This window comes from Oscillibacter sp. KLE 1728 (assembly GCF_934833455.1).
Classification (GTDB): domain Bacteria; phylum Bacillota; class Clostridia; order Oscillospirales; family Oscillospiraceae; genus Oscillibacter; species Oscillibacter welbionis.
This window is the reverse complement of record NZ_CAKVVF010000117.1, coordinates 1-5,147: the sequence shown is the minus strand read 5'-3', so window position 1 is coordinate 5,147 and position 5,147 is coordinate 1. Positions and strand designations below refer to the sequence as shown.

The window sequence follows — 5,147 nt, the reverse complement described above, 5'->3', positions numbered from 1 at the left end:
AATCCTCTTCAGAATAGCATAAACAGGCGGAAAAGTAAATGGGAATGGGGCAACAAAATCCACCAGATTGCACAGAGTCTCCCAAATACAAGACGGCGTCTGCGGGAAAAAAGTTCCGCCCGCCGCAGAAAAGACTTGGAGAAACCGGCGCGGTGTATTACAATAAAAGGGAACAGCGGGCGCAGCCCGCGGAAAAGGAGGAAGCGCATGACAGTCAATGTGGACGCCTCCCGGTGTATCGGCTGCGGGATGTGCGCGGCGGCGGTGCCGGCCGTGTTTCAGATCCAGGGGCGGGTGTCCGTGGTGCAGGCCCAGCCCCGGACCCCGGCGGAGGAGGCGGGGGCCTTCGACGCGGCCAACGGCTGCCCGGTCAATGCCATCCGGGCCCGGAAGGCATGAGAAAGAACCGCCCGCCGGAGCATTCCAGCGGGCGGCTTTTTTCATTCAATCCAGGTTCACCCGGAAATCTCCCCGGGCGGCGGCATCGGCCCGCCGCTGTTTGTCCGCGGCCAGGGCATCCAGCATCCCACCGATGATCTGGTTGGACACCAGAAAGCCCCGGGGCGTCAGGTGCCAGCGGCCGTCCTCCGCCACCGCATAGCCGGCCTTGGCGCACTGGTCCAGGAAGGGCAGAAAGCAGGTGAACCGGCGGCGGAAGCGGCGCTCAAATGCCTTGGGGTCCAAACCCGCCGTGGTCCGCAGGCCCAGCATTACCCATTCGGTGTCCCGGTCCAGGGGTGGGATGCGGTCGCTCTCCGACAGCATGGGGGCGTGGTCCCGCACGCCCCGGATATAGCCCTCCAGATCCTTTGTGTAGGCGTACCGCACGCCGCCGAAGTCCGAGTGGGCGCCGGGGCCGAAGCCGGCGTACTCCCCCAGGGTCCAGTATTTCAGATTGTGCCGGGAGGCGCAGCCCGGCTTTGCGAAGTTGGAGATCTCATACTGCTCATAGCCCTGGGCCTTCAGGAACTCCACCGTGTAGAGATACATGTCCGCCTGGGCGTCGTCCCCCGGCAGACCCGCGGTCCCCCGCCGGGCAAAAAGGGGCGTACCCTCCTCTACCTTCAACCCATAGCAGGAGAGATGCTCCGGCGTCAGGTCCAAGGCAGCGGAAAGGTTTTTCTGCCACCCCTCCAGCGTCTGATGGGGCAGGCCGTAAATCAAATCCAGGGAGAGATTCTGGAACTTGGCCTTCCGGGCGGCCTCCACGGCGGCTTCCGTCTGAGCCATGGTGTGCACCCGGCCGATCTCCGAGAGCTCTTCGTCATCGGCGGACTGCATTCCCAGGGAGAGGCGGTTGAACCCGCACCGGCGCAGGGTGCGCAGCTCTTTCCAGTCCCCGGCGGAGTCGGGATTGGCCTCCAGGGTGATCTCCGCCTGCTTGTCCACCTTGTATTTTTTCAGAATGGTCTTCAGGATCTTCACCAGCCGCTTGGTCCCCAGATAGCTGGGGGTGCCGCCGCCGAAGTACACGGTGTCGACCAGATGGCCCGCCGCGAAGGGGGCGGTCTCCGCCAGATGGGCGCACAGGGCATCCGTGTAGTCGTCCATCCGGCTCTCGGACCGGGGCAGGGAGTAGAAGTCGCAGTAGACGCACTTGCTCTTGCAGAAGGGAATGTGGATATACAGGCCCAGCGGGGCGGGCATGGGTCTCATGGGGATTCCTCCAAACACACAAATCTTCGGGCAACAGTGTACTCCCTTCCGCGCAGGTTTGCAAGTGCGTATAGTTTCCGAACAAGCAGGAGACCCTATGGGAAAATGGCCTGGAGGGGATTTTCAATGAATATGACGCCGCAGGAATACCAGCAGTATGTGAAGCAGAAGGCCCCCAAGTCGCCGCTGCTGAAGGATACGGTCCTGGCCTTTGTAGTGGGCGGGGCCATCTGCGTGGTGGGCCAGCTGATCCTGAACGGCTGGACTGCCGCCGGCCTGGAGGAAAAGACGGCGGGCACCGCCACCTCCTGCACGCTGGTGTTTCTCTCCGCCCTGCTGACAGGGCTGAACCTGTACAACAAGCTGGCCCGCTTTGGCGGCGCCGGGACGCTGGTGCCCATCACCGGCTTTGCCAACGCGGTGGTCTCACCGGCCATCGACTTCCGCAGCGAGGGATTCGTCACTGGCATGGCGGCCAAGATGTTCCTGATCGCCGGGCCGGTGATCGTGTTCGGCACCCTGGCCTCGGTGATTTACGGCGTGGTCCTGGTGCTGCTCGGCTGAAGCGGGAATGCCATGCCGTCCCGCTTTGGGGATGCTGCACCCACAGAGGCTTCCTATATCCTAAATATATCCGATCTCAAAAGTCAGAAGACCGCCCCGGCGCTGCACAGCGCCGGGGCGGTCTGGTGTCTCGCAGCTTACAGGTCCTTCTTCCAAAGACCGTGGAGGTTGCAGTAGGCATAAACGGCCTTGGCAGTCTGGCCCTCCGCCAGGGCGAACACGACCTCCGGCGCCTCCTCCGGGTGGAACCAGTGGATCAGGGCGTCCCGCTCAGTCTCCACCACCACCCACTGGATAAAGTGCTCGGCGGTCATGGGATGGGTGACAGAGCCCACGTCCACCTTCACCAGACTGCCCTCCACCGTGACGGCAGGCACGTGCTTCTCCTGGGCGGCGTCGGTGACACCGGCCTCCAGCACATGCATCTCCTCGCCGCAGCACTTCACGGGCACCTGGGCGGAGGTGAGCTTGGTGATGACATTGCCGCAATGTTTGCAGATATAGAACTTCATATAGAATTCTCCTTTTTCCGTTTTTTGAAATACTTTCAAGGGGAGAGGGATTTCTTCTGGCAATATATTAGCATATCCAAATGTGCGCATATATTGCATTTGCAACCACAAAATAATTTCGGGCATCCGGCTGGCTGAAAAGGCGCTCTGTAAAAGCATCTGATCCGAAAAACGGAGCGTCCGGCCGGGGTGTGCGCGGCGCGGTATTTTTTTCGTATTTCAAAAGTTGACATAACGGTGTGGAAAACTCTGTGGAGAATGTGCAAAACCCCGATGAAAAGGGCATTGAGCTGGGTGACGGCCAGGTTATGAGAAATTTTACGCAATAACATTTTTGTAAAATTTGTGTGAAGAGTCGGGAAGCGGGCGGGATCACGGCGTCTTTTGGGGGAGCACTTGAAGGACAGCGCCGGGTGTGCTACAATAAATTTATGAATTTTACGGCAGACACTGCCTTTGGAGGAACTTAATGGCAACCAAGAAGCAGGACTATGGCAACGACAGCATTTCGGCATTAAAGGGCGCAGACCGGGTCCGGAAGCGGCCCGGCGTCATTTTCGGCTCTGACGGACTGGAGGGCTGCGAGCACGCGGTGTTCGAGATTCTCTCCAACTCCATCGACGAGGCCCGGGAGGGCCACGGCCGGACCATCACTGTCACCCGGTTTGCAGACCGGTCCATCCAGGTGGAGGACGCGGGCCGGGGCTGCCCGGTGGACTGGAATGAGAAGGAGCAGCGGTACAACTGGGAGCTGGTGTACTGCGAGCTGTACGCCGGCGGCAAGTACGACAACGTCTCCGGCGACAACTACGAATATTCCTTAGGGCTCAACGGATTGGGTGCCTGCGCCACCCAGTACGCCTCCCGCTACATGGACGTCACCGTCTGGCGGGACGGCTTTGAATACACCCTGCACTTTCAGCGGGGCGAGATCGTGGGGGAACTGGGGAAGACGCCCCTGCCCAAGAGCCAGGCCAGAAAAACCGGCACCCGCACCCGCTGGCTTCCCGACTTGGACGTGTTCACGGACATCGCCATCCCGGCGGAGTACTTCACCGACGTGATGAAGCGCCAGGCGGTGGTGAACGCCGGGGTCACCTTCCGGTTCCGGAACGAGACAGAGCCGGGTCGGTTCGAAGAGGCGGAGTTCCTCTACGAAAACGGCATCATGGACTATGTGACGGAGCTTGCGGGAGAGGGGAGCCTGACGGCGCCGGTGTTCTGGCAGACGGAGAAGAAGGGCCGGGACCGGGCGGACAAGCCGGAATACAAGGTGAAGCTCAGTGTGGCCTGCTGCTTCTCCAACAAGGTGAACGTCATCGAGCACTACCACAACTCCTCCTGGCTGGAGCACGGCGGCTCCCCGGAGAAGGCGGCCAAGTCCGCCTTTGTCTCCGCCATCGACAAGTACCTGCGGGACCAGGGGAAGTATCAGAAGAGCGAGAGCAAGATCACCTGGGCGGACATCGAGGACTGCCTGGTGCTGGTGTCCAACAACTTCTCCACCCAGACCAGCTACGAGAACCAGACGAAAAAGGCCATCACCAACAAATTTGTCCAGGAGGCCATGACGGAGTTCCTCCGCAGCAACCTGGAGATCTACTTCATTGAAAACCCCTTTGACGCGGAGAAGATCGGCGAACAGGTGCTGCTGAACAAGCGCAGCCGGGAGAAGGCGGAGGAGACCCGCCTGAACGTGAAGAAGAAGCTCTCCGGCTCGGTGGACATCGCCAACCGGGTCCAGAAGTTCGTGGACTGCCGCACCAAGGACGTGGACAAGCGGGAGATCTACATCGTGGAGGGCGACAGCGCCCTGGGCAGCGTGAAGCTGGCCCGGGACTCCGAGTATCAGGGCATCATGCCGGTGCGGGGCAAGATCCTGAACTGCCTGAAGGCGGACTATGCCCGGATTTTCAAGAGCGAGATCATCACGGACCTCATCAAGGTCCTGGGCTGCGGCGTGGAGGTCCAGAACAAGCACGTGAAGAACGTGGCGCCCTTTGACTTGAGCAACCTGCGGTGGAGCAAGGTGGTCATCTGCACCGATGGCGACGTGGACGGCTTCCAGATCCGGACGCTGATCCTCACCATGCTGTACCGGCTGACCCCCACCCTGATCCGGGAGGGGTACGTGTATATCGCGGAGACGCCCCTGTTTGAGATCAACAGCGGCGACAAGACGTGGTTCGCCTACTCCGACAAGGAGAAGAACGACATCGTGAAATCCCTGGAGGGGAAGAAGTACAAGATCGACCGGTCCAAGGGCCTGGGCGAGAACGACCCGGACATGATGTGGCTGACCACCATGAACCCGGAGACCCGGCGGCTGATCCGGGTGATGCCGGAGGACGTGGAGCAGACGGCGGCGGTGTTCGACCTGCTGCTGGGGGACAACCTCCAGGGCCGGAAGGACCA

Annotated in this window: 5 protein-coding genes; 3 read left to right on the top strand and 2 right to left on the bottom strand. The window is 60.9% G+C overall.

Translation table 11 applies throughout. The features are described from left to right. The first annotated feature begins 207 nt into the window (after positions 1 to 207). On the top strand, positions 208 to 399 hold the full coding sequence (locus tag QVE23_RS10375) for a ferredoxin (protein WP_021747569.1): 192 nt from the start codon (positions 208 to 210) through the stop codon (positions 397 to 399). Positions 400 to 444: 45 nt separating this feature from the next. On the opposite strand, the gene hemW is transcribed toward QVE23_RS10375, so the two are convergent. Beyond that, positions 445 to 1,656 carry a radical SAM family heme chaperone HemW gene (gene hemW, locus QVE23_RS10370; RefSeq protein ID WP_051319915.1) on the bottom strand — a complete coding sequence of 404 codons (1,212 nt, stop codon included), beginning with the start codon at positions 1,654 to 1,656 and terminating at the stop codon, positions 445 to 447. Positions 1,657 to 1,782: 126 nt separating this feature from the next. On the opposite strand from hemW, the gene spoVAC reads away from it, so the two are divergent. Then, entirely contained in the window at positions 1,783 to 2,220 is a 438-nt protein-coding gene (gene spoVAC / locus QVE23_RS10365) for a stage V sporulation protein AC (protein ID WP_021747567.1), read from the top strand. Positions 2,221 to 2,357: 137 nt separating this feature from the next. Here spoVAC and QVE23_RS10360 read toward each other — a convergent pair whose 3' ends face one another. Then, positions 2,358 to 2,732 (bottom strand): desulfoferrodoxin family protein, encoded by a 375-nt coding sequence (locus QVE23_RS10360; RefSeq protein ID WP_273482610.1) that lies wholly within the window; start codon positions 2,730 to 2,732, stop codon positions 2,358 to 2,360. Positions 2,733 to 3,201: 469 nt separating this feature from the next. Here QVE23_RS10360 and QVE23_RS10355 point away from each other — a divergent pair. Further along, on the top strand, positions 3,202 to 5,147 hold a 1,946-nt coding region (locus QVE23_RS10355; protein ID WP_287968165.1), incomplete at its 3' end, for a DNA gyrase/topoisomerase IV subunit B.

Coding starts and splice junctions, on each gene's coding strand:
- spoVAC (WP_021747567.1), top strand. CDS start 1,783: ATGAATATGACGCCGCAGGAATACCAGCAGTATGTGAAGCAGAAGGCC.
- QVE23_RS10375 (WP_021747569.1), top strand. CDS start 208: ATGACAGTCAATGTGGACGCCTCCCGGTGTATCGGCTGCGGGATGTGC.
- QVE23_RS10360 (WP_273482610.1), bottom strand. CDS start 2,732: ATGAAGTTCTATATCTGCAAACATTGCGGCAATGTCATCACCAAGCTC.
- hemW (WP_051319915.1), bottom strand. CDS start 1,656: ATGAGACCCATGCCCGCCCCGCTGGGCCTGTATATCCACATTCCCTTC.